Source organism: Actinomadura sp. ATCC 39365, assembly GCF_054392275.1.
Genome location: NZ_CP184335.1, coordinates 2572185 through 2593556, shown reverse-complemented (window position 1 = coordinate 2593556; position 21372 = coordinate 2572185). Strand labels below are relative to the sequence as shown.

The following is a 21372-nucleotide window of genomic DNA, read 5'->3' as shown; positions in this document are numbered from 1 at the left end:
GGCGGCATCTAATCCCGCATGACTGATCGGCTGGGAGGCTACTGGCTCGGCGCCCGGCTCGACGGCGGCGGGCGGACCACCGTCCGCGAGGCCTACGACGAGTCGGGCGGTCGCCATGCCCTCCACCTGCCCGGACCGGGCGCGTACGCGACGGTCCCGGAGGTGCGCTCGGTGCACGCGGCGCGACTGGTCGAGGCGTGCCCGCAGGGCGATCCGCCCTATCTGGTCAGCGAGTACATCGAGGGGCCGACGCTGCGCCAGGTCGTCGAGCGGCACGGCCCCTTCGCCGGTGACGACCTCTACCGCCTGGCCGCCGCAACGGCCACCGCACTGGCCGCGGTGCACGAGGCGGGGGCGGTGCACGGGTCGCTCACGCCCGACAAGATCATCTTAGGCGTCGACGGGCCGCGCCTGGTGGGGCTGGGGCTGGCCGACGCCGAGGCCGACCCGGCGGGCGACGTCCAGGCGTGGGGGCGCGTCCTGCTGTTCGCCGCGTACGGGCTCACCGAGCGATTAGGCAACGGGGAGCGCCTCGACCGGCTGTTACGCGGCCTGGTCGCCGCCGCGCTCCACGACGACCCCGAGCGGCGCCCCGACGCCCGCCACCTGCTCATGTCCCTGCTCGACGCCCCGCAGTCCCAGCTCGGCCGCCTCCTGCCACCCGAGCCGGTCGACGACCCGCCGCTCGGCGTCCGCGCCGAGGCCCTCTACCTCCAGCTCTGCCGGGCGGACCAGGATCTGGTGCCCGAGGTCTTCCTGCGCCTGGTCGGGCTCGACGAGTCCGGCGGCGACACCGTGGCCCCCGCCCTCCGCGACGACCTGGTCGCCGGACGCGCCCCCGACGAGGTGGCCGCGATCGACCGGGTGCTGGAGGCGTACGGGAAGGCCGGGATCCTGACGATCAGCGACCGGGGATCCCTCACGATCACGTACACCGCGCTGCTGCGGGCCTGGCCGCGCCTGCACGAGTGGCTGGACGGCGAGCGGGACGGCCTGGCCGTGCACCGGGAGCTGGCCAGGGCGGCGCGGGCCTGGGAGGCGGGCGGGCGCCGCGAGTCCGACCTCTACCAGGGCGAACCCCTCGACCGGGCGATGGCGTGGGCGGCCGGCGGGCGGCGGCGGGTCACCCTGAGCCCCGGCGAGCAGACCTTCCTGGACGAGGGCCGCGCGCGGGCCCGCGGCGGCGCGCGCAGACGCCGGAGGCTCATGGCGGGGCTGCTGTCCGGCCTGTTGTCGGTCGCGCTGCTGGCGGCGCTGCTCGCGGTGTGGCAGCGCGGGGCCGCCGACGGGCGGCTGGAGCAGGCGATGGCCAAGGTCGCCGCGTCGCGGGCCGAGGCGCTGCGGGTGGCCGACCCGGTGACCGCGCGCCGGCTGAGCCTGGCGGCCTGGCGGCTGGCCCAGGTGCCGCAGGCGCGGCGGGCGCTGAAGGCGGCGGCCGCCGACCCGGCCGTGGACGTCTTCACCGACCCGCACGCCGGGCCGCGCTCGCTGTACGCGATCAGCGACGACGGCTCCCGGCTGGCCGCGCTGAGCGACGACACGGTACGCGTCTACGACGTCCCAGGGCACCGGCGGCTCGCCGAGACGGCCGGCCCCGAGCAGAGCGTGCGGGCGATGGCCTGGTCCCCCGACGGGCGCACGCTGGCCTTCGTGGGCGTGGACCGGTCGTACCTGTGGGACACCGCGTCGGGGCAGGGCGTCGGGCCGCCGTTCGGGAGGGGGCTGGGGGCGCCGGGCGAGCAGTCGGCGTGGTTCAGCCCAGGGGGCGGGCTGCTGTTCGCGGCGGCCCGGCAGTCGGGCGAACGGTGGGCCTGGGACCTGCGGGCCCGCCGGGCGGCCTTCGTCGGCGAGTACGCGGTGGCCGGTCCCGGTGACCGGGTGGCGCTGACGTTCGAGGGCCGGCGTTCGGCGATCAGGCGCGGCGACCACGTCACGCCCGCGCCGTGGCTGGACCGGATGCCGTGGGAGTACACGACGTTCGCGCCGGACGGCGAGCGGGTGGCCATCGCCGAGGAGACCGGCATCCAGATCTACGACCTGGACGGCGTGCCCGTGCTCGGCACCCGGCTGCGGCCCTCCCCCGGCCACCTGCGCTTCAGCCCGGACGGGCGGCTGCTGGCCGGGACGGACAACGACCGGGTGCGGGTGTGGCGCGTCCCCGACCGCGCGTTGCTGGCCGAACGCCAGGTGCCGGTGGGCGGCGCGGACCGGCCGGCGCGCGCGGTGCTGGCGGGCGACGGGCGCACGGCCCGCGTGCTGGCCGCCGGCGGGACGGTGCTCACGCTGGACCTGGCCCGGTCGCCGGCGGCCGGTGATCCGGCGTCGGCGGTGTGCGCCCGCTACGGGGGCCTGTCGGCGGCGGACTGGGCCCGGCACCTGCCCGAGGTGCCCTACCGAGCAACCTGTACCGGCTGATCCCGGCCGACCACGGCTGATCACGTGCGACCCCGGCCGATCCCGGCCGACCACGGCGTTACGCGAATTTTTCTCGAATTCGTGGCGTGGATCTTGAACCAACCCCCTTGCCGGGCACGTAACCGTAGTCGTACGGTCACCGTGAGCTGTTGGTCGAAGAGAAGGAGAGTTCCCCCCGTATGGGCAGGCATGCGGCACCCCCAAGGACGAGTCGCCGGAGGCCGAATCCGGCGCGGCCGACGGCCACCGGGAGCCTCGCGGCAAGCACGCGAGGGACGGCGCGGACGCGGGCGGAGAGGAGTAGGCCGCCGAGGGCCACGCATGGCCGACACGGGCGCCGGCGGTCCTATCCGCCGGCGCCCTCGTCACGCAGCATGCCGGCCAGCAGGTCGCGCAGCGCGAGGGTGAGCTCCGCCACGGTGGGCACGGAGCCCGCGCCCGCGATCGCGTCGAACATCAGCCCCTCCCCGAAGGCCACGAGCTGGCGGGCGTGGCGCACCGGATCCTTCGACCCCAGGGCGGCCAGCATGGCGGGCGCCGGGTCGCGGAAGTGGCGGCCCGCCCGGTTGTAGATCTCGCGCAGCTCGGGGCGCCTGGTGGCCTCCAAGGCCAGCTCGTAGCGGGCCAGGGTGCGCCTGCGGTCGTCGAGCTGCACGCGCACCGCCTCGGCCAGCCGGGCGGGCAGGTCGTCGAGGGTGAGCGGCACCGGCTCGTAGGCGATCGCCATGGCCTTCATCTCCAGCTCGGTGAGCCGGGACAGGGTCAGCTCCAGCAGGGCGGCCCGGGTGCGGGCCAGGTTGGACGTCGACCCGGGCGGCAGCCCGGCCGCCTCGTCCACGGCGCGGTGGGTGAGGCCGCGCATGCCCCGCTCGGCCAGCAGGGTGATGGCCGTGTCGGCGACGGCGTCCGCTCGTTTCACGGACCGAATACTACAGGGGTAGTGCGAGTGAACTACAGGCGTAGTACGCTGACACTACAGACGTAGTAACCAAGGAGGCGTCATGCCCAAGGCTGTGGTGATCGGTGGCGGAATCGGAGGGCTGGCCTGCGGCGTGGCCCTGCGCCGCAAGGGGTGGGAGGTGAGCGTCCTGGAGCGGGCGGCCGCCGTCGAGCCCGTCGGCTCGGGGCTCGCGGTCGCCGCCAACGCCCTCAAGGCGCTCGACACGCTGGGGCTGGGCGACCGGGTGCGCGAGCTGTCCACGGTGGAGGGGCCGCTCGGCGTGCGGCGGGCGGACGGCCGCTGGCTGACGCGCACCACCACCGACCACGCCGACGCCCGGTACGGGGACTCGGTGGTCGTCATGCTGCGGGCGACCCTCATGGACGTGCTCGCCGACGCCCTGGAACCGGGCGTCCTGCGGCTGGGCACCACCGTGACGGGCGTGGACGCCGAGCGCGGGATCGTGCGCACGGAGGCGGGCGAGATCGAGGCCGACCTCGTCGTGGGCGCCGACGGCATCCGCTCGGCGACCCGGCGGGCGCTGTTCCCCGGCCATCCGGGGCCGGTGTACTCGGGGGTGACGGCGTGGCGGGCGCTCGTCCCGCGGAACGGGCTGGACATCCCCCGGTCGGAGAGCTGGGGCAGGGGGCTGGTGTTCGGCGTCCACCAGCTCACCGACGACCTGGTCTACCTGTACGCCACCGACCTGTCACCCGCCGGCGCCACCCACGGGGACGAGCGGGAGGAGCTGCTGCGCAGGTTCGGTGGCTGGCACGAGCCGATCCCGGCGCTGCTGCGGGCCGCCGACCCCGCCCGGATCATCCGCAACGACGTCCACTACCTGAAGACGCCGCTGCCCGCCCTGCATCGGGGCAAGGCGGCGCTGGTGGGCGACGCGGCCCATCCGATGACCCCGAACCTGGGCCAGGGCGCCTGCCAGGCGCTGGAGGACGCCGTGGTGCTCGCGCACGTGGCGGACGGCGACCTGGCCGCCTACACCGCCGCCCGGCTGGCGCGCACGTCGGGCGTCGTGCGGCAGTCGATGACGATCTGCCGGGTCACCAAGCTGCGCAACCCGCTCGCGGTACGGCTGCGCGACCTCGCGGTGACCCTGGCGGGCCGGCTCAGCCCGGAGCTGATGCTGCGTTCGATGGACGACGTGTTGTCCTGGCGTCCGCCGGTGGAGGCGGTCACTGACCGGACGCGGGCCGCTGACCGGTGACCGCGCCCTCGGACGCCGCCTCGGCGGCCACCGTCGCGGAGGTGAGCACCGGGGGCACGGGAGCGGGGGCCGGGGCCGGCTTGGAGTGGTCGGGGGTGAGGCGGCCGAGGGTGATCGTGCCGCCGATGGTCAGCGCCCCGGCCAGCAGCGCGGGGATCGCCGTGGACGGGCTGGTGGGCAGCGGCTCGCCGAGCAGGATCGCCCCCGCCAGCACCGAGGTGATCGGGTCGATGACCTGGACGCCGGCGTAGGCGATGCCGAAGTAGCCGACCGCGTACGAGCGCTGGAGCAGCACCACCGCGCAGACCAGCAGCACCGGCACGGCCAGCGTGAACCAGTGGATCAGCCGTCCCCAGTCACCCTCCAGCCCGCCGCCGACCACCCGGACGAACGTCGAGACGCTCGCCGTCACCACACCGGCGCCCACCGAGAGCAGCAGCGCCCGCGCGGGCCCGTGGAAGCGCCGCGCGAGCACCTGCGAGACCAGCGCGATCGCCGCGATGACGCCCAGGAAGGCGAGCGCGGCGCCGTTGCTCAGCCGGGGCGTGACGTTGTGCTGCGGCACCAGCAGCATGAGCCAGAGCAGGCCCACGGCGACGGCGATCGAGCCGAGGATCTCCGCCCGGTACGGCCTGCGCCCGTACATGAAGGCGGCCAGCGGCACCGCGAACACCAGGGTGGCCACGCTGATCGGCTGCACGGCCACCAGCGGCGCGAAGCTGAGCGCCACGGCGTGCAGGCACGCCCCGGTGAAACCGATGACGCCGCCGATCCACCAGCGGGGGCGCCGGACCAGCTTGAGCGAGGCGCCCGCGGCCACGGCCTCGTACTGTTGGAGGGCGGCGCCGAGCGCGTATCCCAGCGCTCCGGCCAGCGCGATGAGCAGCCCGATCCAGGTCATCGGCGCCCACGCAGGGGCAGGGGTCCGTGCAGGAGCATTGCTCCAGCTTAAGAGCCAAGCGGAGCACTACCATCATTCTTTAGGCTGATAAATCGCCCAATTGCGGCTGCCACCTGCACGAACTTGTGGCTGATCCTTGAGCCCCCGCGGGGGCGTCGCGGCCCCTACGATTGCTCGGGAACCACGCAGAACAGGTGGCCCTCCGGGTCCTGCAGCACGATCCAGCGCGTCCCCTCGTCGGTGACGCCCGGCTGGAACTCCGGCTTGACCGCCCCGAGCGCGGTGTACTCCTCGACCGCCTTGTCCAGGTCGGGCACGCGGAAGTCGAGATGGAACTTCTTGTCCGCGCTGGGCCAGACGCCCGGCTTGTAACCGGGCACCCGGCCGAAGTAGATGCTCGTGGTGCCGTCGCCGATCGCCGCGTACTCCTCCTCCGAATACTGGATCTCGAAGCCGGTCACCTCGTGGTAGAAGGCCGCCAGCTTCCGGGGGTCGTCGCAGTCGATGGTGAAGGCAATGAGCTTGGCTTTCGTCGTCATGCCTCCATGCTGGCAGGCGTACCTGTCATCTTCTGTCAGGTACGCCCGGCGGGTCAGCCGCGACGCGTGGCGGCGGTCACCCGCTTGAGGATCCGGTCCCATTCCGTGCCGAACGGGTTGTCCTGCACCAGGTACGTCCAGGTGGCCGACGGGCGCTTGAGGTCGGGCTCGGGCGCCTCGAACGACTCCAGCGAGCGGCGTTCGACCTCGGCCTGCAGCGCCTTGTACTCGGCCACGGCCTCCCGCTGGAACTCGTCGACCGGGCTCATCCGGCCCAGCGCGCGCAGGTGGATGCCCTCGCGCAGGTCGTTGAGGAAGGCCAGGTGCTCGGTCCAGCAGGTGTCGATGGCGTGCAGGACGATCTGGCGGGCCGTCTCGTCCCTGGTGTCCTCGGGCAGCTCGGCCCAGCGCCCGGGGTCGGCCTCGGCCAGCGCCTTGGCGGCGGCGTCGCCGTGGAGGACCTTGTCGCGCCATTCGAGGATCAGCTCACGCTGGTGTTCGAGCAGGCGGGTGTAGCGCCAGGTGTTGCGGTGGATCTCCAGGTTGACGCCCTCGGCCACCCGCTGGGCGTGGCCCACGATGTACGCGCCGCGCCGGTGGCGCACCAGGCCGTCGGGGTCGGCGGCGGGCGGCCGCTCGTCGGGGACGAACTGGGTGATCAGGTCGTCGGTCATGCTGACGAAGAAGACCGAGCCGCCCGGGTCGCCCTGGCGGCCGGCCCGGCCGCGGAGCTGGTCGTCGAGGCGGCTGCTGGCGTGGCGGCCGGAGCCGATCACGTAGAGGCCGCCGAGCTCGGCCACGCCCTCGCCGAGCCGGATGTCGGTGCCGCGACCGGCCATCTGGGTGGAGACGGTGATCGCGCCGCGCTCGCCCGCCCTGGCGATGATCGTGGCCTCTTCCGCGTCGTTCTTGGCGTTGAGTACGACCGGCTCCATGCCGCGGCGCTGCAGGAGCTTGGCGAGGTTCTCCGACTCGGCCACGTCGAGGGTGCCGATGAGAATCGGCCGGCCCGTCTCGTGCACCTCCTGGATCTCCTCGACCAGCGCGGCGTCCTTGTCGGGCACGGTCGGGTAGATGCGGTCGGGTTCGTCCTGCCGCACGCACGGCCGGTTGGACGGGATGACCGCGACCTTGAGGCCGTAGAACTCGCCGAGCTGCTCGTTGACCGCGACGGCGGTGCCCGTCATGCCGCAGATCTGCGGGTAGCGGCGGATCAGCCCCTGGACGGTGATCGAGTCGAGGATCTCGCCCTTCTCGCTCGGCGGCAGCGCCTCCTTGGCCTCCACGGCCGCCTGGAGCCCGTCGGGCCAGCGCTGCAGCAGCGCCACCCGGCCGCGCGAGGGGTTGATCAGCTGGACCCTGCCGTCGCGCACGATGTAGTCGACGTCGCGGGCGAGCAGCGCGTGGGCGTGCAGGGCGAGGTTGAGCTCGATGAGGGTGCCGGGCTCGTGCTCGTCGTAGAGCTCGACGCCGAGGATGTTCTCGACGCTGTCGGCGCCCTTGGGGGTGAGGTAGACGTTGCGCGCCTGCTCGTCGATCTCGTAGTGGTAGCCGCGGACGAGCGTGCGCACCAGCGCCGCCATCTCCGGCACCGCGCTGCCGGGGTCGGCCGCGCCGGCCATCACCAGCGGCACCCTGGCCTCGTCGACCAGCACGGAGTCGGCCTCGTCGATCAGCGCCACCTCGGGCGCGGGCACGATGATCTCGGCCGGGTCGGTGCGCAGCCGGTCGCGCAGCACGTCGAACCCGATCTCGCTGACCGGCCCGTACGTGACGTCCTTGGCGTAGGCGGCGCGGCGCTCCTCCGGGGTGGAGTTCTGGTCGATCCAGCCCACGCTGACGCCGAGCGCCTCGTAGAGCGGGCCCATCCACTCGGCGTCGCGCCTGGCCAGGTAGTCGTTGACGGACATCACGTGGACGCGCTTGCCCTGCAACGCGTAGCCGGCGGCGGCCATGGCGCCCGACAGGGTCTTGCCCTCGCCGGTCGCCATCTCGGCCACCTTGCCGTCGAGCAGGGCGAGTGTGCCCAGCAACTGCACGTCGTACGGCCGGAGCCCAAGGGTGCGGTCGGCGGCCTCCCGCACGACGGCGCAGAACTCGGCCAGATCGTCCATGCCAGGCGTCGGCAGCTCCTCGAGCTTCCCGACACGGCCGGCGCGCTCGTCGGCCGCCTTGACGATCTTCAGATAGGGGCTCAGGTTCACGCCGCCTGGACGATCCAGGAGGTTTCTGAATATTCCCTTTATCGAGGCCACAGTTCCTCCAACGCACGTTTCGCCGGCGCCGTTCCGTTATGCCGAAATGAGAGAACGGAGCGACGATACGGCAAGCGTCGCCGTACCGGACCTTAACTCATCACGGGCCCTGGACCTCACATCTCCGTTTCCGCTTTCAGCGCGAGAACGGCGACCGCGGCGAGCAGGAGCGCGCACCCGCCCCAGGCGAGCGGGGTCAGCCGCTCGCCGAACAGCAGGACGCCGATCAGCGCCGCCCCGGCCGCCTCGCCCAGCGAGATGATCGAGACCGTGGTGGCCGGCAACGCGGTGAGCGCGCGGAAGAACAGGCCGTAGGCCAGGGCGGTGGGCACCGCGCCCAGGTAGACCAGCAGCGCCACCGACGACACGCTGAGCTCGGGCAACACGCCCGCCGGCAGGGCGAAGGGCGCCAGGCAGGCCGCCCCGACCGCGAACCCGCCGACCGCGGTGCCCTGCGGGTCGCCTTCCCGGTGGTACCGGGAGAAGAGCGTCACGCCGGCGTACCCGGCGGCCGAGAGCAGGGCGTACCCGATACCGGCCCCGATGCCGGCCCCGATGCCGGCCCCGATGCCGGACGGAGAGTCGGCCCGGACGACGGACTCCCAGGTGAGCAGGACGAGCCCGACCGGCGCGGCGGCCAGCGCGGCACGGGCGACCGGGCCGAGCGGCTCGCGCAGCAGCAGGCGCCCGCCGAGGGCGGTGATGATCGGCGTGGCGCCCATGGTCACGACCGTCGCGACGGCGACGCCGGACCCGGCGATGGCCGCGAAGTACGCGGTCTGGTAGACGGCCATGCCGACCCCGATCGGCAGCACGTGCCAGGTGAGCCGGCGCGGACGCGCCGCGCGGCGGGTGAGCGCGAGCAGGAAGGCGGCGCCGAGCAGGTAGCGCCAGAGCGAGACGCCGACGGGGCCGAGATGGCCCGACTCGAACAGCAGCGCGCCGGCGGCGCCGCCGGTGCCCCAGGCCGTGGCGGCCACGGAGACGTAGACGGCGCCACGGCGGGCGGAGACAGGGGTCATGACAGGAGTTCTCCGGGTGGAGTGGTCGGAATGGGCCCGTATGCGGGCAGCAACCACCCCCGGATCAGTCAGACCCGGAGAATCCTGGAACGCCGCCGCCCGCTAGCGGGCCGGCGGCGGGGAGCAGACGAGGAAACGACGCGGCATGGGCGTCACCCTAGCCGCCGTCCGCCGCGAAAGCAGCCGGGTTTCACGGCTTGCGGGCCACGCCTCCCAGCAGCAGCTCCTCCCAGGGGGCCAGCGGGCCGGGCAGCCGCTCGTCGGGGTGCCATTCGGGGAAGTGCACCACCCCGGGCTCGACCAGCACGAGCCCGTCGAAGTACGCCTCGATCGCCGTGCGGTCGCGGAAGTGGCCGGTGCCCATGGTGGCCTGGAGCAGCGCCTCCAGGGCCTTGGCCTTGGGGTTGCCGGAGGCGAACATGTTGGAGACGGCCAGGTGGCTGCCGGGGGCGAGTTCGGCGACGTACCGCCGGACCAGGCCGTGGGGGTCGTCGGCGTCGGGGAACAGGTGCAGCAGGCCGATGGCCAGCAGGGCGGTGGGCTGGTCGAGGTCGATCAGGCGGCCCAGCTCGGGGTGGCCGAGCACGGCGTCGACGTCGCGGGCGTCGGCGGTGATCGCGGTGGCGTTGGGGTTGCCGCTCATGATGGCGCGGGCGTGCGGCTCGACCATGGGGTCGATGTCCACGTAGACGACCCTGGTACGGGGGTCGGCGAACTGGGCGACCTCGTGCGTGTTCTCGATCGTCGGCAGCCCGGCGCCGAGGTCGATGATCTGCCTGATGCCCGCCTCGCGGACGAGGAAGTCGACGATCCGGCCGATGAAGGCCCGGTTGCACCAGACGAGGTCGACCACCTCGGGCACGGCGTCCTTGAGCCGGCGCGCCACCGAGCGGTCGACGGAGAAGTTCTCCACGCCGCCGAGCAGGCAGTCGTGCACGCGGGCCACGCTGGGACGCGTGACGTCGACGCCCGGAGGGGCCCACTCCTGCGCCTCGCCGACGGTCATCCGGCCCCCTTTCCAGTCCGTGACGCGGATCGTATCCGCCGCCACCGACGCTTTGTTGGGGGTTTACCGGAGTCTGTCCGGGTAGCGGGAGTCTTGCCCGAGAAAAGACGGAAGAAGAGAGGAAGAGAGCCCGATGGAGCTCTGGAACTATCGTCCTGACGTCTATGACCGTGGTCAGAGTCTGGATCTCGTGGGGTACCACGTCCAGGCGACCGACGGGAAGATCGGGTCCGTCGACGAGGCGACGTACGAGGTCGGCGAGAGCTACATCATCGTCGACACCGGTCCCTGGATCTTCGGCAAGAAGGTCATGCTGCCGGCGCAGGTCGTCACGCGCATCGACCCTCAGGAGCGCAACGTGCACGTCGCGCGCACCAAGGCCGAGATCAAGGACGCGCCCGAGTTCGACGAGGGCAGGTACAAGGAGCCCGAGTACCGCACGCGGCTGGGTGACTACTACGGCCGCTACGGCGGGTGACCCTCGCAGTCTGTCCTAGAGGGAGGGCCGCGTCCGTTCAGGGCGCGGCCCTCCGCCCGTTCCGGGCCGCCCCATCAGGGCCACCGGGTCAGGGCCGTCGGGTCAGGGCCACCGGCTCTCGCCGCTGGCCACCACCGGCTCGCTCAGCACGCCCAGCCGCTCCAGCAGCGTCACGAACGTCGTCGCGTACGGCGAGTCCGCCGTCACCGCCACCACCCGCGGCCAGTCCACCTGCTCGCGCAGCGCCCGGACCTGGGCCAGCAGGGACCCGTAGTCGCAGGCGTGCTCCGACAGCGGCAGCAGCCACGAGATGACCAGGTCGGTGGCCTCCAGCACGGGCACGATCACCGCCGACGCCTTCAGCGGCTCGGCCCGGTCCAGCAGCTCCTCGGTGATCTCGTGGTCGGAGACCCGGAAGATCAGATCGACCAGCCGGCCCTCGTCGTACGCCTTGACCAGCCAGTCCTCCGGCGGTTTGGCGGTCTCGAAGCCCAGCCCGCGCAGGGCCTCCAGGGCGGCGGGCACGTCGTGCTCGGTGAGGACGAAGTCCACGTCGTGCAGGGAGGGGGCGGCGCCTCTGGCGTAGGCCGCGCAGCCGCCGGCCAGCGCGAACTTCACCCCGGCGTCCTTCAGCCCGGAGCTCGCGCGCTTCAACGTGTCAAGGATGGCGTCAGTGACCGCATGACCATGGCTGCTCATGGTTCCGGGCTACCCTCACGATCGTCATGTAGACGTTGCGAACAGCCCAAGAGACAGCCCGGGACGGCGCGTAGAGGCAGGGGTTGAGGGTAGCGCCACACCCTATGACCGAGATGCTGGAGAAGACGGAACGGGCCTACGGCAACGGGCATGATCGTCCGCTGGGCGGCTACCTGGGCATCCTCGCCACGTACGGGGCGGGCGTGGCCGGTGCGGCGGCGGCCGCCGTGCTCACCAAGAGGAAGCTGCCCGAACGGGTCGGCGTCCTCGACATCGCGCTCATGGCGGCCTGCACGCACAAGGTCTCCCGGCGCCTGGCCAAGGACCCGGTCATGAGCCCCCTGCGGGCGCCCTTCACCAGGTACGAGGGCCAGGGCGGCCCGTCCGAGGTCCAGGAGGAGCCGCGCGGGCCGATGGGCGAGCTGCTGGCCTGCCCGTTCTGCCTGGCCCAGTGGGCGGCCACCGCGTACGCCGTCGGCCTGGTCTTCGCCCCCAGGGTGACCAGGCTCGTCGGCGCCACGATGACCGCGGTGGCCATCTCCGACTGGCTGCAGCTCGGGTACGCCAAGCTGATGAAGTCGGCCGACTAGCGCACTTTCGGGTACGCAGAGCTGATGAAGTCGGCCGGTCAGCGCACCCTCGGGAGCACCTCGCGCTCGTAGAAGTCGAAGAACGCGTCCTGCTCCGTGCCGATCTGGTTGACGTACACCTCGTCGAACCCCGCGTCCACGTACTCCTTGAGCGCCCGCGCGTGGACCTCGGGGTCGGGGCCGACCGGGCTGCCGCCCACGGCCTCGTCCTCGGTGACCGACTCGGCGAGCTGCTCGAAGTGGCGCGGCAGCGGCAGGATCTGTGACGCCTCCCCCTTGATCCCCTGCGTGGGCCACAGGCGGTGGACGGTCTTGCGCGCGGTGGCCTCGTCGGCGGCGTAGCAGACCTTGAGCCCGCCGAGCGCCGGTTTGCCCGCGCCGCCCGCCTCGCGGAACCGCGTGACCGACTCGGCGTCCGGCGCGGTGGAGATGTAGCCGTCGGCCAGCCGGCCGGCCAGCGTCGTCGACTTCTCCCCGAACCCCGACATCAGGATGGGCACCGGCTCGTCGGGCAGCGTGTAGAGCCGGGCCGTGTCCACGCGGTAGTGGGCGCCCCGGTGGGTCACCAGCTTGCCGGTGAACAGCTCGCGCATCAGCCCGACGGCCTCTTCGAGCATCTCCAGGCGTTCGCTGAGCGGGGGCCAGCGCGACTCGACGACGTGCTCGTTCAGCGCCTCGCCGGTGCCCACGCCCAGCCGGAAACGGCCGCCGGTGAGCGCCCCGGTGGTGGCGGCGGCCTGCGCGACGACGACCGGGTGGGTACGGATGAGGGGGCAGGTGACGGCTGTGGTGATGGGCAGGGAGGTCGCCTCGGCCAGCGCGCCGATCACGGACCAGACGAAGGGCGCCTGGCCCTGCTCGTCCAGCCAGGGGTGGAAGTGGTCGGAGATCCACAGAGCCTCGAAACCGGCGCGTTCGGCGGCTTTTGCCTGACGTACCAGTTCTTTGGGTCCGTGTTCCTCACACGACAAGAAATAGCCGAATGTCGTCATGAATCACCACCTGCCCGTTACGGCGGAGGAAAACATGTTATGGAGTCGCGCGTGGGGGCAGTTGCACTCACATGGCTACTTTGCTTTGGATCATCGCCGTAATCCTCGTCATCTCCGGGATCTACGTGATTCTGGCCCGGCGCGACCTCCTCTGGGGGATCGTGCTCATCGTCCTCGGCTTCCTCGTGGGCCCGGGCGGGGTCAGCATCTTCAATGTGTAGGGCGCACGCCGCCCCGCACTCCGTCCGTGACAACCCGCTGGGCCGAACCTCGAGAACGGCCCAGCGGACCACCTAGTTTTGCCGAAATATCAGCACCACCGGCCCTCAATCCCGATTGATCGGGCATGGGGAGCGAGTGAGCAGATTTCCGCCGTTCAGCCGCTACGAGATGAACGCGGCTTCGGCACGGGTCCGTGAGCAACTTGTTCACGTACGCCGCCACCTGCGTACCCAGGCCATCCTCGACGAGGCCACGGCCCGCCTGGCCACCCGGCTCAACATCCGCCCAGGCGAGGCCGCCGAGCAACTCGCCAGGATGGCCCAGCACAGCGGTCTGGAGCTGATCGAGGTCGCCAAGGGCATCGAACGGCCGTCCGAGCAGGTGCTCGAACGGCCCGAGGTGCCCGAGTGGGTACGCGGGATGCTGGCCGGCGTGCACGCCTCGGCCCTCTTCCTCACCCCCGTCCACGACGACGCGGGCCGTGTCGTGGACTTCCTCGTCCTGGCCGCGAACAAGCACGCCAGGACCCCCGCCGGACGCACGGCCGACGACCTGGCCGGGCGCCGCCTGCTCGCGGTCAGCCCCGGCGTGGCCAGTTCGGGCCTGCTGGACGACTACATCGCCGTGTACGAGTCGGGCGAGTCCCTGCACCACATGCCGCTGGAGTTCGTCGAGGCCATGGACTACCGGCTGTGGCCGGCGACCCTGGCCGTGCGCGCCGCGCGCGTGGACGAGGGCCTGCTGGTGAGCTGGCGCATCCTCGACGACGAGGAGCTGCTGGTCTCGGGCTGGGAACGCGCCCAGCGCCTGGCCGAGCTGGGCTGGGGCGAGTGGAACCTGGCGACCGAGCGCACCCTGTGGACACCGCAGATGTACGAGATGTTCGGCCGTGCCCGCGCCGACGGCCCGATGCCCCTGGAGGAGCTGCCCGGCGTGGTGGTCGCCGAGGACCTCCCGGTCATGGACGAGCAGATCCGCACGCTGCTGGAGTTCCGCGAGTCCGTGGAGAACGAGTTCCGCATCCAGCACCGGCACGGCGTACGCCACCTGTGCGTCTACAGCGAGCCGATCCTCGACGGGGACGGCGTGCCGGTCAAGGTCCGCTGCCTGGTCCAGGACGTCACCAAGAACCGCCGCAGGGAACGCGCGCTGGCCGTGGCGCACGAGCAGGCGACCCAGGAGAAGGAACGGGCCGAGCAGGAGCACCGGATCACCGTCCAGCTCCAGAACACGATCCTGCCGATCCGCCGGGGCCTCATCCAGCTGCCGGGGCTCACCGTCGGCGTGCGGTACCTGCCCAGCGAGGACCTGGCCAGGCTCGGCGGCGACTGGTTCAAGGCCCGGCTGATCACCGACGGCCGCGTGCTGCTGGCCATCGGCGACGCCATGGGCCACGGCCTGACCGCGGCGAGCATCATGCTGCAGATGCGCTCGGGGCTGGCCGGCCTGGCGTACACCGGCGCTCCCGCCGGTCAGCTCGCCACCTGGCTGAACGACCTCATCGTGCACTCCAACGAGGACGTCACCGTCACCGGCACCGCGATCATCGGCCACTTCGACCCCGAGCGGCGCACGTTCGCCTGGACCAACGCCGGGCACCCCGCGCCCGTCCTGATCAGGGACGGGCGCGGGCAGGCCGTCGAGGGGGTCACCGGCACGCTGCTGGGGGCGTTCGACGCGGCCGAGTACGACATGACCGTCACCCAGCTCGAACCCGGCGACACCCTGCTCATGTACACCGACGGCGTCGTGGAGCGGCGCGGTCAGGACCTGGACACCGGCATCGCCGCGCTCCTGCGGGCCTCGCACGCGTGCGTGGGGGACGATCCCGAGCAGATGATCGACTGCCTGCTGCGCCGGCTCGGCGCCGACGACTCCACCGACGACGTGTGCGTCATCGCCGCACGCGTGTTGTGACGCCCTCCTGCGGGGGTCAGTCGTCGTAGTCGTTGCCCGGCTCTTCCAGGCAGTAGACGCCGTACGCCCTGCCGAGGACGGGCAGGGCGACGTTGCGCACCCGGATGCCGCCCGAGGTCGTGCCCTTCTCCGTGCCCTTGTGGGCGTGCCCGTGCAGGATGAGGTCGGCGCCCGCCGTGTCCACCGCCTCGGCCAGCAGGTAGCTGCCGAGGAAGGGGTAGATCTCCAGCGGCTCGCCCTCCAGCGTCTCCTTGATCGGGGAGTAGTGGGACAGCACCACGCGCTGGTCGGCCACGAGCTCCTTCAGCGCGACCTTCCACGCCTCGGCGATGTAGCGCGTGTGGGAGATGAAGTTCTTGATCTCGCGCTCGCCGAACTCGCTGGCGCTCTTGCCGGCGAACCCGCCGCCGAACCCCTTGCCGCCGACCACGCCCAGCTTCCGGTCACCGCACTGGATCACCGCGCCGTCGTCGTCGAGCACGATGACGCCGGCGTCGCGCAGCTCGGCGGCGATCTCGTACTGCAGGTCGGAATGGTAGTCGTGGTTGCCCAGCACCGCCACGGTGGGGATGGGCAGGCCGCGCAGCTCGTCGGCCACGACCCGGCCCTCCTCCAGCGTGCCGTGCCGGGTGAGGTCTCCCGCGACCATGAACACGTCGGCACGTTCCTCGATGCCCTCAAGCCTGCGCCGGTACTGGCCTCTGACGTCCTCGCCCAGGTGGATGTCGCCCACCGCCGCGATTCGCAGGTCAGTCAAGATGCTCATCCTCCCCCGGCGCCGAGACGTCGACCACGCGTATCTCGTTGTGCAGGTGCAGCTGGGGCGCGATCTCCCGCGCCACCTGGCCGAGCCTGTCGCGCTGCTCGGCTCCGCTCACCTGGCCACGCAGGAACAACTGGTCGCCGCGGACGTCGACCCGGATGCCCAGCTCGTGCGTGCGTCCGTCCTCGGCCAGCGCCTGTTGGACGCGGGCCGCGACGTACTGCGGAGCTTCCATCACTTGCCTCCTTCTATTGTCGCCGCATGCCCGGGGATTAACGGCTCAAACGGCGCGAATAAGGTCTATAACGGCCCGTTCCACCGTCCCGTGGGTGGCGAGCTGCCCGTAATCGGCGTCCGCTCCGAGTTCGGTGAGGGCCGCGGCGATCGTCCTGTCCTGGTCGTACGCCTCCACCACCCGCGGGTCCACGTACGACGCCCGCGCCACGGTCGGCGTGTTGCCCAGATACTCGGCCACCTCCCGCATCACCCGGGTGACCGCCCGCTTCCTGGCGGTGCCGTTCCCACGGGCGTGCTTGGAGACCGCCAGTCCCACGGCGGCCAGGACGGTCGCGTGCCAGGTGCGGAAGTCCTTGGCGGTGACCTCGCAGCCGACCAGTTCGCGCAGGTAGTCGTTGATGTCCTCGCTCCTGACGTCGCCCCAGCCGCCTTCCGGGCGGCGGTAGCGGAGCAACTCGCCCTCCGCGCCGAGCGCCTTGAGCGAACGCAGCACCGTGCAGGCGCCGGGATCGGCCACCACGACCTCGCGGGAGATGTCCCCCTTGGCCTGGTAGGCGCAGGTCACGACGCCGTTGCTGCAGGTCACGTGGTCCATGCGCAGGGTGGCCAGGCCGTAGGTGTCGTAGCTCTCGCCGCCGATCCTGAAGAAGCCGACGTCCAGCAGGCGGGCGGCGGCGGCCAGCACCCGGTCCCTGGTCAGGCCGCGGCCCTTGAGGCGGTCGTCCACGGCCTTGCGGAACGCGGGCAGGCGCTCGGCCACCTCCAGCACGTGGTCGAACTTCGCCTTGTCCTGCTGCTCGCGCCACAGGTCGTGGTAGCGGTACTGCCTGCGTCCGGCCGCGTCCACGCCGACAGCCTGGAGGTGGCCGTACGGGGAAGGACAGATCCACACGTCCTTCCACGCCGGGGGGATGACGAGCGACCTGATGCGCTCCAGCGTCGCCCTGTCGCGCACCGGCCGCCCGTCCGGTCCTTCGTAGCTGAACCCGCGCCCGCGACGGCGCCTGACGATCCCCGGCTCACTCTGGTCACTGGGATGTAGCTCGGGCACGCAGGGCGGCTACCCAGCACGTTAGGCAACAAACAGGACGGGCAGGTGAGCGGCATGCCTGAGAACACGGATGACGGTAGATGGCACGAAGAGGGTGACCGGAAGGGCCACCCCATGGTGCCCGCCACACCGCGCGACGTGGTGCACATCAGGGTGGGGTCGTTCATTCTGGTGTTCCTCTTCGCGTTCACGGTGCTGGGGCTCATTGCGGGCGCGCCGGTGATGGCAGGGATCGCGATCGTGTTGTTCATCATCACGATCATCGACATCGCGATGGCGATCCGGCGGCAGAAGGAACGAGACACTGGAGAGGCAGGCTGACAACCGACATGGCATCCCTTCGAGGACGCGTGGTAGTGGTGACGGGCGCGAGCGGCGGGGTCGGCCGGGCGGTGGTGCGCGAGCTGGGCGCTCGCGGCGCGCGCGTGGCCCTGATCGCCCGCGGCACGGCGGGCCTCGGCGCGGCCGCCGTGGACGTGGGAACCGCGGGCGGGGACGCGAAGGTCTACGAGGCGGACGTGGCCGACTACGAGCAGGTGAAGGCGGCGGCGGAGCGCGTCGAGGCGGAGATGGGACCGATCTCGACCTGGATCAACACCGCCTTTTCCTCAGTCTTCGCCAAGTTCACCGATATTTCGCCAGATGAGTACGCTCGTACCACTTCGGTGACGTACCTCGGCTACGTGTGGGGCACCAAGGTCGCCCTCGACCTCATGGGCCCCCGCAACGCCGGGACCATCGTCCAGGTCGGCTCGGCGCTGAGCCATCGCGGCATCCCCCTCCAGTCGGCGTACTGCGGGGCCAAGCACGCCATCAAGGGCTTCACCGAGTCGCTGCGCACCGAGCTCCTGGCCGACCGGAGCGGCATCGACGTCACGCTGGTCCAGCTGCCGGCGGTCAACACCCCTCAGTTCGAGTGGGTCCTGTCCAAGCTGCGGCGGCACCCCCAGCCCGTACCCCCGATCTACCAGCCGGAGGTCGCGGCGCGCGCCATCGTGTACGCCGCCGAGCACCCCGGACGCAAGGAATACTGGGTGGGCGCCAGCACCGCGGCCACCCTCATGGCCCAGCGGGTCGCCCCCGCCCTGGTCGACCGGTACCTGGCCAGGACCGGCGTCCAGTCCCAGCAGACGGACGAGAAGCAGCCGAGCGGGGTGTCGAACCTCTGGGAGCCGGCCGACGAGGACAAGGACTACGGGGCGCACGGCACGTTCGACCAGCGCTCACACGGTCACAGCCCCCAGGTGTGGCTGTCCCAGCACCGGCGCGCGGTGATGCTGGCGGCGGGAGGCGTGGCCGCGGCGGTCACGATGGCCCGCCGGCTCACCCGCTGACCGGGTAACGGGCCTTTTCTCCGGCCCCCACCCGACACCTGGTAACCGGGTGGGCCGCGAGAGCCCACCCGGACGCTCGCTGCTCGCCATGGTCACGCGCCCGGCACCCGGTTACCGGGTGAGCCGCGGGAGCCCACCCCGGACCAGGCGCGCAGCGAAGTGTCCTCTACCGACGTACCGGCCATGCCCCTACCGCCTGACCTGGCAGCGGACCTGCTCATTCCTCAACCAGCCGTCCCAAAAGATCAGCAGCGACTGGACGGGAGCGTCCGCCAAACACTGCGATCTTCAGAGTCGCAGCACTCGGCTCCAAAAGGCCCCGGGGATCAAGGCGGTTCGGCTCAGCGCCCCGGCAAGGCTCGCTCCAGCTCGATCAGAGCCAGCGCGGGCCCCTCGTCGAACTCGTGGTCGTGGGTCCTGCCGGTCTCGGTGAAGCCGTTCTTGGCGTAGAAGCGGCGCGCCTGGGCGGAGTCCCGGAGGGTCCACAGGTGCACGTCGTCGTACCCGGCGTCGTGTGCCGCGTCCAGGACGGCCGTCAGCAGAACGCCGGCGATGCCGCTGCCCCAGACGTCCGGGTGGGCGAAGAAGGTATAGATCTCCGCGGAGCCGGGACGGGAGGTGGATGCCCCGAACCGGGCGAAGGCCCCGGGTCGCTCGTTCAGGCTCGCCAGCAGGATCGGGTCCCCGCCCTCGGCCAGGATCCGGTGCCACTTGCCGCGCCGCTCCTCGATCCCGGCCGCGGCGACCTTCGGCGCGCACAGCGGGCCGTGCGAGACACCCCAGGACAGGGCGTGGATCTCGCCGAGGACGTCCCCGTCACCGGGTTGCGCGGGGTGGACAGTGATCACGTCAGGCATGACCTGAACACTAGTGCCGGCTGCCGTTGCCGACTCGGCCGGGACTGAAGGGTCGATCCCTCACCCCACGGTCAGCCACCGCGCCCCTTCAACGAGTACACGAGAACGCATTCGCAGAAAGTGAGGCATCGACGACATCCGGATGCAGGCCCGTCCGCTTACCCGGCTTCAGGATTTGGACTTCGGAAATCTGGGCCCCGGCCCGTACTTCACGCCCGCTCCCCCTCGCGCGTCACCGACCTTGGAGATGATCTCGCGCTCCCGCAGACTGTTGAGCAGGTCCCGGGCCGCGTAGACATGCAGATCGAAGAGGCGGCGTATCGTCTGGTTGGTGACGAAGCCGTACTCCCGGACGTGCTCGATCACCTTTCGATCCATGTCGTCCACGTCGACATGCCGATACGAAACTGAGCGGGACATGGCTGCGAGCACCTCTGCTCGCAGCCGATAGGTGGGGAACTGCTTGGAGGCGCTTCGCTTGGTGGGCGCGATCAGGCTGTAGTCGTCAAGCATCATGCGCAGCACTTCCTGCGCTTCGACGGGCGCCCGCTGAATGATCTCAGCGAGCTCGAACGCGTCGATGCTTCTGCTGTGCCGCAGGTGCGTCAAGGAGAGCAGGATGTTGATGTCCCTGCTCGCCCTCAGTGGCAGATCACTGATGAACCGCACGAAGGCCGCGTTCCCGATGCCGCCCGCGAGGGTCGCGCGGACCAACGTTCCGTGGTCCTCGAAGAGCGGTGGCTCCTTGCCGATTCTGAGCATCTCGCGGTAGGCGCGGTCCACCCCTTGTCCTGTCCGCTCGGCGAGTTGCAGGACGGACACGGTCTCCGTGAGCAGCCGGTTCCTGGGAGTGGACGGATGGGTGAGGATGTTGGCGGGGGTCACTCCCGACACCAGGCCACCCGGGCTCGTGATGATCATTCGCTCGGGAGAGTGCTCGATGTCGACGGTTCCACCGGTCTCGTACGACCGATGGATGAAGGCGTTGATGACCAGCTCTCGTGCGGCTTCGCTGGGGTAGTCGGTGAGCTGGAGCTGCACGCCACCTGCCAGATTGAGCGGCCACACCTCTCTACGGCTCTCCATGGCGTCGGTCATGGCCTGGATCGCCGCGATCAACGGCCTGGTCCCTCTCGTCCGCCCCGTGGCTTCGCTGCCCGAGGTGGGGCGGAACTGGTAGGAGTAGCCATAACTTGGGATTACTCGCGGAATCAGCTCTTCATCTGCCAGCAGCAGCACTGCCGCATTCGTGACGCTTCCGTTGGGGGCGATCAGGCGGAGCGACTCCAGGAGAGCACGGTCCGCCAGCTCGGCCAGATGATCGCGGCCGCTGGCGATCAGCAGTCGCCGGAGCCTCTCGAACTCCACCGCGCTCAGTTGGCCGATGCTGAGGCTGGAGGCGTCGGCCGACCAGTCGACCTGGCCGCGAGCGATCAAGACCTCGCGCTGCTGGTGCGGAGGGAACGGCAGGCACTCCTTGCCGAGGCGACGGGTGGCGAGGCCCGCGGCGTTGCTGTGCGGCATCGCCCCCTGCGGGACCGTGACCAGAATCAGCCGCGCGCCTTCGACGACCCGCTCTTCCACGAAGGCGGTGATCGGCGGGCTCGTCCGGTCGAAGATCCCCTTCCGGATGCCCTCCACCGTGTAGCTCTCGGGCACACCGCGAAGTGCGTGGACACGGTCGGTCGCCTTGTCGTCGACCCCCAGGACGAGGGTGCCGCCGTGGGCGTTGACGAAGCAGACGAGGGCGTCGGAGATGAGATTGAACGTGGCCTTCAGCGACTCGGCCACCAGCTTGAAGTCAAGCGTCTCCGACTCCAGGGAGTCCGCCTTGACGCCCTCCCCCACCACGGCGAGCGCCGCGTCCACCTCGTCATGCATCACTTCACTGACGATAACTGAGAAGTGGGTTCTCAACGACGTTTCTCAGTT

At 71.3% G+C, this 21372-nt stretch carries 21 protein-coding genes; 8 read left to right on the top strand and 13 right to left on the bottom strand.

Annotation, left to right across the window (positions count from 1 at the left end; all coding sequences use genetic code 11):
- Nucleotides 1–18 precede the first annotated feature (18 nt).
- Nucleotides 19–2415 (top strand): nSTAND1 domain-containing NTPase, encoded by a 2397-nt coding sequence (locus tag ACNF49_RS13025; protein ID WP_482943792.1) that lies wholly within the window; start codon nucleotides 19–21, stop codon nucleotides 2413–2415.
- A gap of 346 nt (nucleotides 2416–2761) precedes the next feature.
- On the opposite strand, the gene ACNF49_RS13020 is transcribed toward ACNF49_RS13025, so the two are convergent.
- Nucleotides 2762–3334 carry a TetR/AcrR family transcriptional regulator gene (locus tag ACNF49_RS13020; RefSeq protein ID WP_482943791.1) on the bottom strand — a complete coding sequence of 191 codons (573 nt, stop codon included), beginning with the start codon at nucleotides 3332–3334 and terminating at the stop codon, nucleotides 2762–2764.
- Between the two features lie 82 nt (nucleotides 3335–3416).
- On the opposite strand from ACNF49_RS13020, the gene ACNF49_RS13015 reads away from it, so the two are divergent.
- Nucleotides 3417–4577, top strand: a complete 1161-nt coding sequence (locus ACNF49_RS13015; protein WP_482943790.1) for an FAD-dependent monooxygenase — start codon at nucleotides 3417–3419, stop codon at nucleotides 4575–4577.
- Here the strand turns inward: ACNF49_RS13015 and ACNF49_RS13010 are convergent.
- The 5 genes from ACNF49_RS13010 to ACNF49_RS12990 form a co-directional block, all read right to left on the bottom strand.
- Nucleotides 4546–5478, bottom strand: coding sequence for a DMT family transporter (locus ACNF49_RS13010; protein WP_357978652.1), 933 nt, complete (start codon nucleotides 5476–5478; stop codon nucleotides 4546–4548). The genes ACNF49_RS13015 and ACNF49_RS13010 overlap by 32 nt on opposite strands.
- Before the next feature lie 164 nt (nucleotides 5479–5642).
- The gene (locus ACNF49_RS13005) at nucleotides 5643–6017 is read right to left on the bottom strand and encodes a VOC family protein (protein ID WP_357978654.1); all 375 of its coding nucleotides are present in this window, start codon (nucleotides 6015–6017) and stop codon (nucleotides 5643–5645) included.
- A gap of 53 nt (nucleotides 6018–6070) precedes the next feature.
- On the bottom strand, nucleotides 6071–8221 hold the full coding sequence (gene secA2 / locus ACNF49_RS13000) for an accessory Sec system translocase SecA2 (RefSeq protein WP_482943789.1): 2151 nt from the start codon (nucleotides 8219–8221) through the stop codon (nucleotides 6071–6073).
- A 167-nt stretch (nucleotides 8222–8388) separates the two neighbouring features.
- Entirely contained in the window at nucleotides 8389–9294 is a 906-nt protein-coding gene (locus ACNF49_RS12995; RefSeq protein ID WP_482943788.1) for a DMT family transporter, read from the bottom strand.
- A 190-nt stretch (nucleotides 9295–9484) separates the two neighbouring features.
- The gene (locus tag ACNF49_RS12990) at nucleotides 9485–10300 is read right to left on the bottom strand and encodes an SAM-dependent methyltransferase (RefSeq protein WP_482943787.1); all 816 of its coding nucleotides are present in this window, start codon (nucleotides 10298–10300) and stop codon (nucleotides 9485–9487) included.
- A 190-nt stretch (nucleotides 10301–10490) separates the two neighbouring features.
- On the opposite strand from ACNF49_RS12990, the gene ACNF49_RS12985 reads away from it, so the two are divergent.
- Complete coding sequence (locus ACNF49_RS12985; protein ID WP_352352063.1) at nucleotides 10491–10778, top strand: PRC-barrel domain containing protein; 288 nt, start codon at nucleotides 10491–10493, stop codon at nucleotides 10776–10778.
- Between the two features lie 102 nt (nucleotides 10779–10880).
- Here ACNF49_RS12985 and ACNF49_RS12980 read toward each other — a convergent pair whose 3' ends face one another.
- Nucleotides 10881–11432 (bottom strand): nucleotidyltransferase, encoded by a 552-nt coding sequence (locus tag ACNF49_RS12980; protein WP_357978661.1) that lies wholly within the window; start codon nucleotides 11430–11432, stop codon nucleotides 10881–10883.
- Between the two features lie 149 nt (nucleotides 11433–11581).
- Between ACNF49_RS12980 and ACNF49_RS12975 the strand changes: the two genes are divergently transcribed.
- Nucleotides 11582–12067: a DUF1360 domain-containing protein gene (locus ACNF49_RS12975; RefSeq protein WP_357978663.1), complete on the top strand. Its 486-nt coding sequence runs from the start codon at nucleotides 11582–11584 to the stop codon at nucleotides 12065–12067.
- 38 nt (nucleotides 12068–12105) lie between these two features.
- Here the strand turns inward: ACNF49_RS12975 and ACNF49_RS12970 are convergent, their stop codons facing one another.
- The gene (locus ACNF49_RS12970; RefSeq protein ID WP_357978665.1) at nucleotides 12106–13059 is read right to left on the bottom strand and encodes a TIGR03557 family F420-dependent LLM class oxidoreductase; all 954 of its coding nucleotides are present in this window, start codon (nucleotides 13057–13059) and stop codon (nucleotides 12106–12108) included.
- Nucleotides 13060–13130: 71 nt separating this feature from the next.
- Here ACNF49_RS12970 and ACNF49_RS12965 point away from each other — a divergent pair, with 71 nt between their 5' ends.
- Nucleotides 13131–13280, top strand: coding sequence for a GPGG-motif small membrane protein (locus ACNF49_RS12965; RefSeq protein ID WP_165959640.1), 150 nt, complete (start codon nucleotides 13131–13133; stop codon nucleotides 13278–13280).
- A 136-nt stretch (nucleotides 13281–13416) separates the two neighbouring features.
- Nucleotides 13417–15198 (top strand): PP2C family protein-serine/threonine phosphatase, encoded by a 1782-nt coding sequence (locus tag ACNF49_RS12960; RefSeq protein ID WP_357978667.1) that lies wholly within the window; start codon nucleotides 13417–13419, stop codon nucleotides 15196–15198.
- 16 nt (nucleotides 15199–15214) lie between these two features.
- Here the strand turns inward: ACNF49_RS12960 and ACNF49_RS12955 are convergent, their stop codons facing one another.
- The 3 genes from ACNF49_RS12955 to ACNF49_RS12945 are packed head-to-tail and all read right to left on the bottom strand — an operon-like array spanning nucleotide 15215 to nucleotide 17249.
- Entirely contained in the window at nucleotides 15215–15955 is a 741-nt protein-coding gene (locus ACNF49_RS12955; protein ID WP_357972829.1) for a metallophosphoesterase family protein, read from the bottom strand.
- Nucleotides 15948–16196, bottom strand: coding sequence for a BON domain-containing protein (locus ACNF49_RS12950; protein WP_357972832.1), 249 nt, complete (start codon nucleotides 16194–16196; stop codon nucleotides 15948–15950). Before ACNF49_RS12950 ends, ACNF49_RS12955 begins: the two co-directional genes overlap by 8 nt.
- A gap of 45 nt (nucleotides 16197–16241) precedes the next feature.
- Entirely contained in the window at nucleotides 16242–17249 is a 1008-nt protein-coding gene (locus tag ACNF49_RS12945) for a DNA topoisomerase IB (protein ID WP_357972835.1), read from the bottom strand.
- Between the two features lie 54 nt (nucleotides 17250–17303).
- Here ACNF49_RS12945 and ACNF49_RS12940 point away from each other — a divergent pair, with 54 nt between their 5' ends.
- Both ACNF49_RS12940 and ACNF49_RS12935 read left to right on the top strand, forming a co-directional pair.
- Nucleotides 17304–17570, top strand: coding sequence for a hypothetical protein (locus tag ACNF49_RS12940; protein WP_357972838.1), 267 nt, complete (start codon nucleotides 17304–17306; stop codon nucleotides 17568–17570).
- An 8-nt stretch (nucleotides 17571–17578) separates the two neighbouring features.
- A complete protein-coding gene (locus tag ACNF49_RS12935) occupies nucleotides 17579–18583 on the top strand; it encodes an SDR family oxidoreductase (RefSeq protein ID WP_498702358.1) in 1005 nt (334 codons plus the stop codon).
- Between the two features lie 341 nt (nucleotides 18584–18924).
- Here the strand turns inward: ACNF49_RS12935 and ACNF49_RS12930 are convergent, their stop codons facing one another.
- Both ACNF49_RS12930 and ACNF49_RS12925 read right to left on the bottom strand, forming a co-directional pair.
- Nucleotides 18925–19440, bottom strand: coding sequence for a GNAT family N-acetyltransferase (locus tag ACNF49_RS12930; RefSeq protein WP_357972843.1), 516 nt, complete (start codon nucleotides 19438–19440; stop codon nucleotides 18925–18927).
- Between the two features lie 168 nt (nucleotides 19441–19608).
- Nucleotides 19609–21321: an RNA/DNA-binding domain-containing protein gene (locus ACNF49_RS12925; RefSeq protein ID WP_482945524.1), complete on the bottom strand. Its 1713-nt coding sequence runs from the start codon at nucleotides 21319–21321 to the stop codon at nucleotides 19609–19611.
- Nucleotides 21322–21372: the final 51 nt, after the last annotated feature.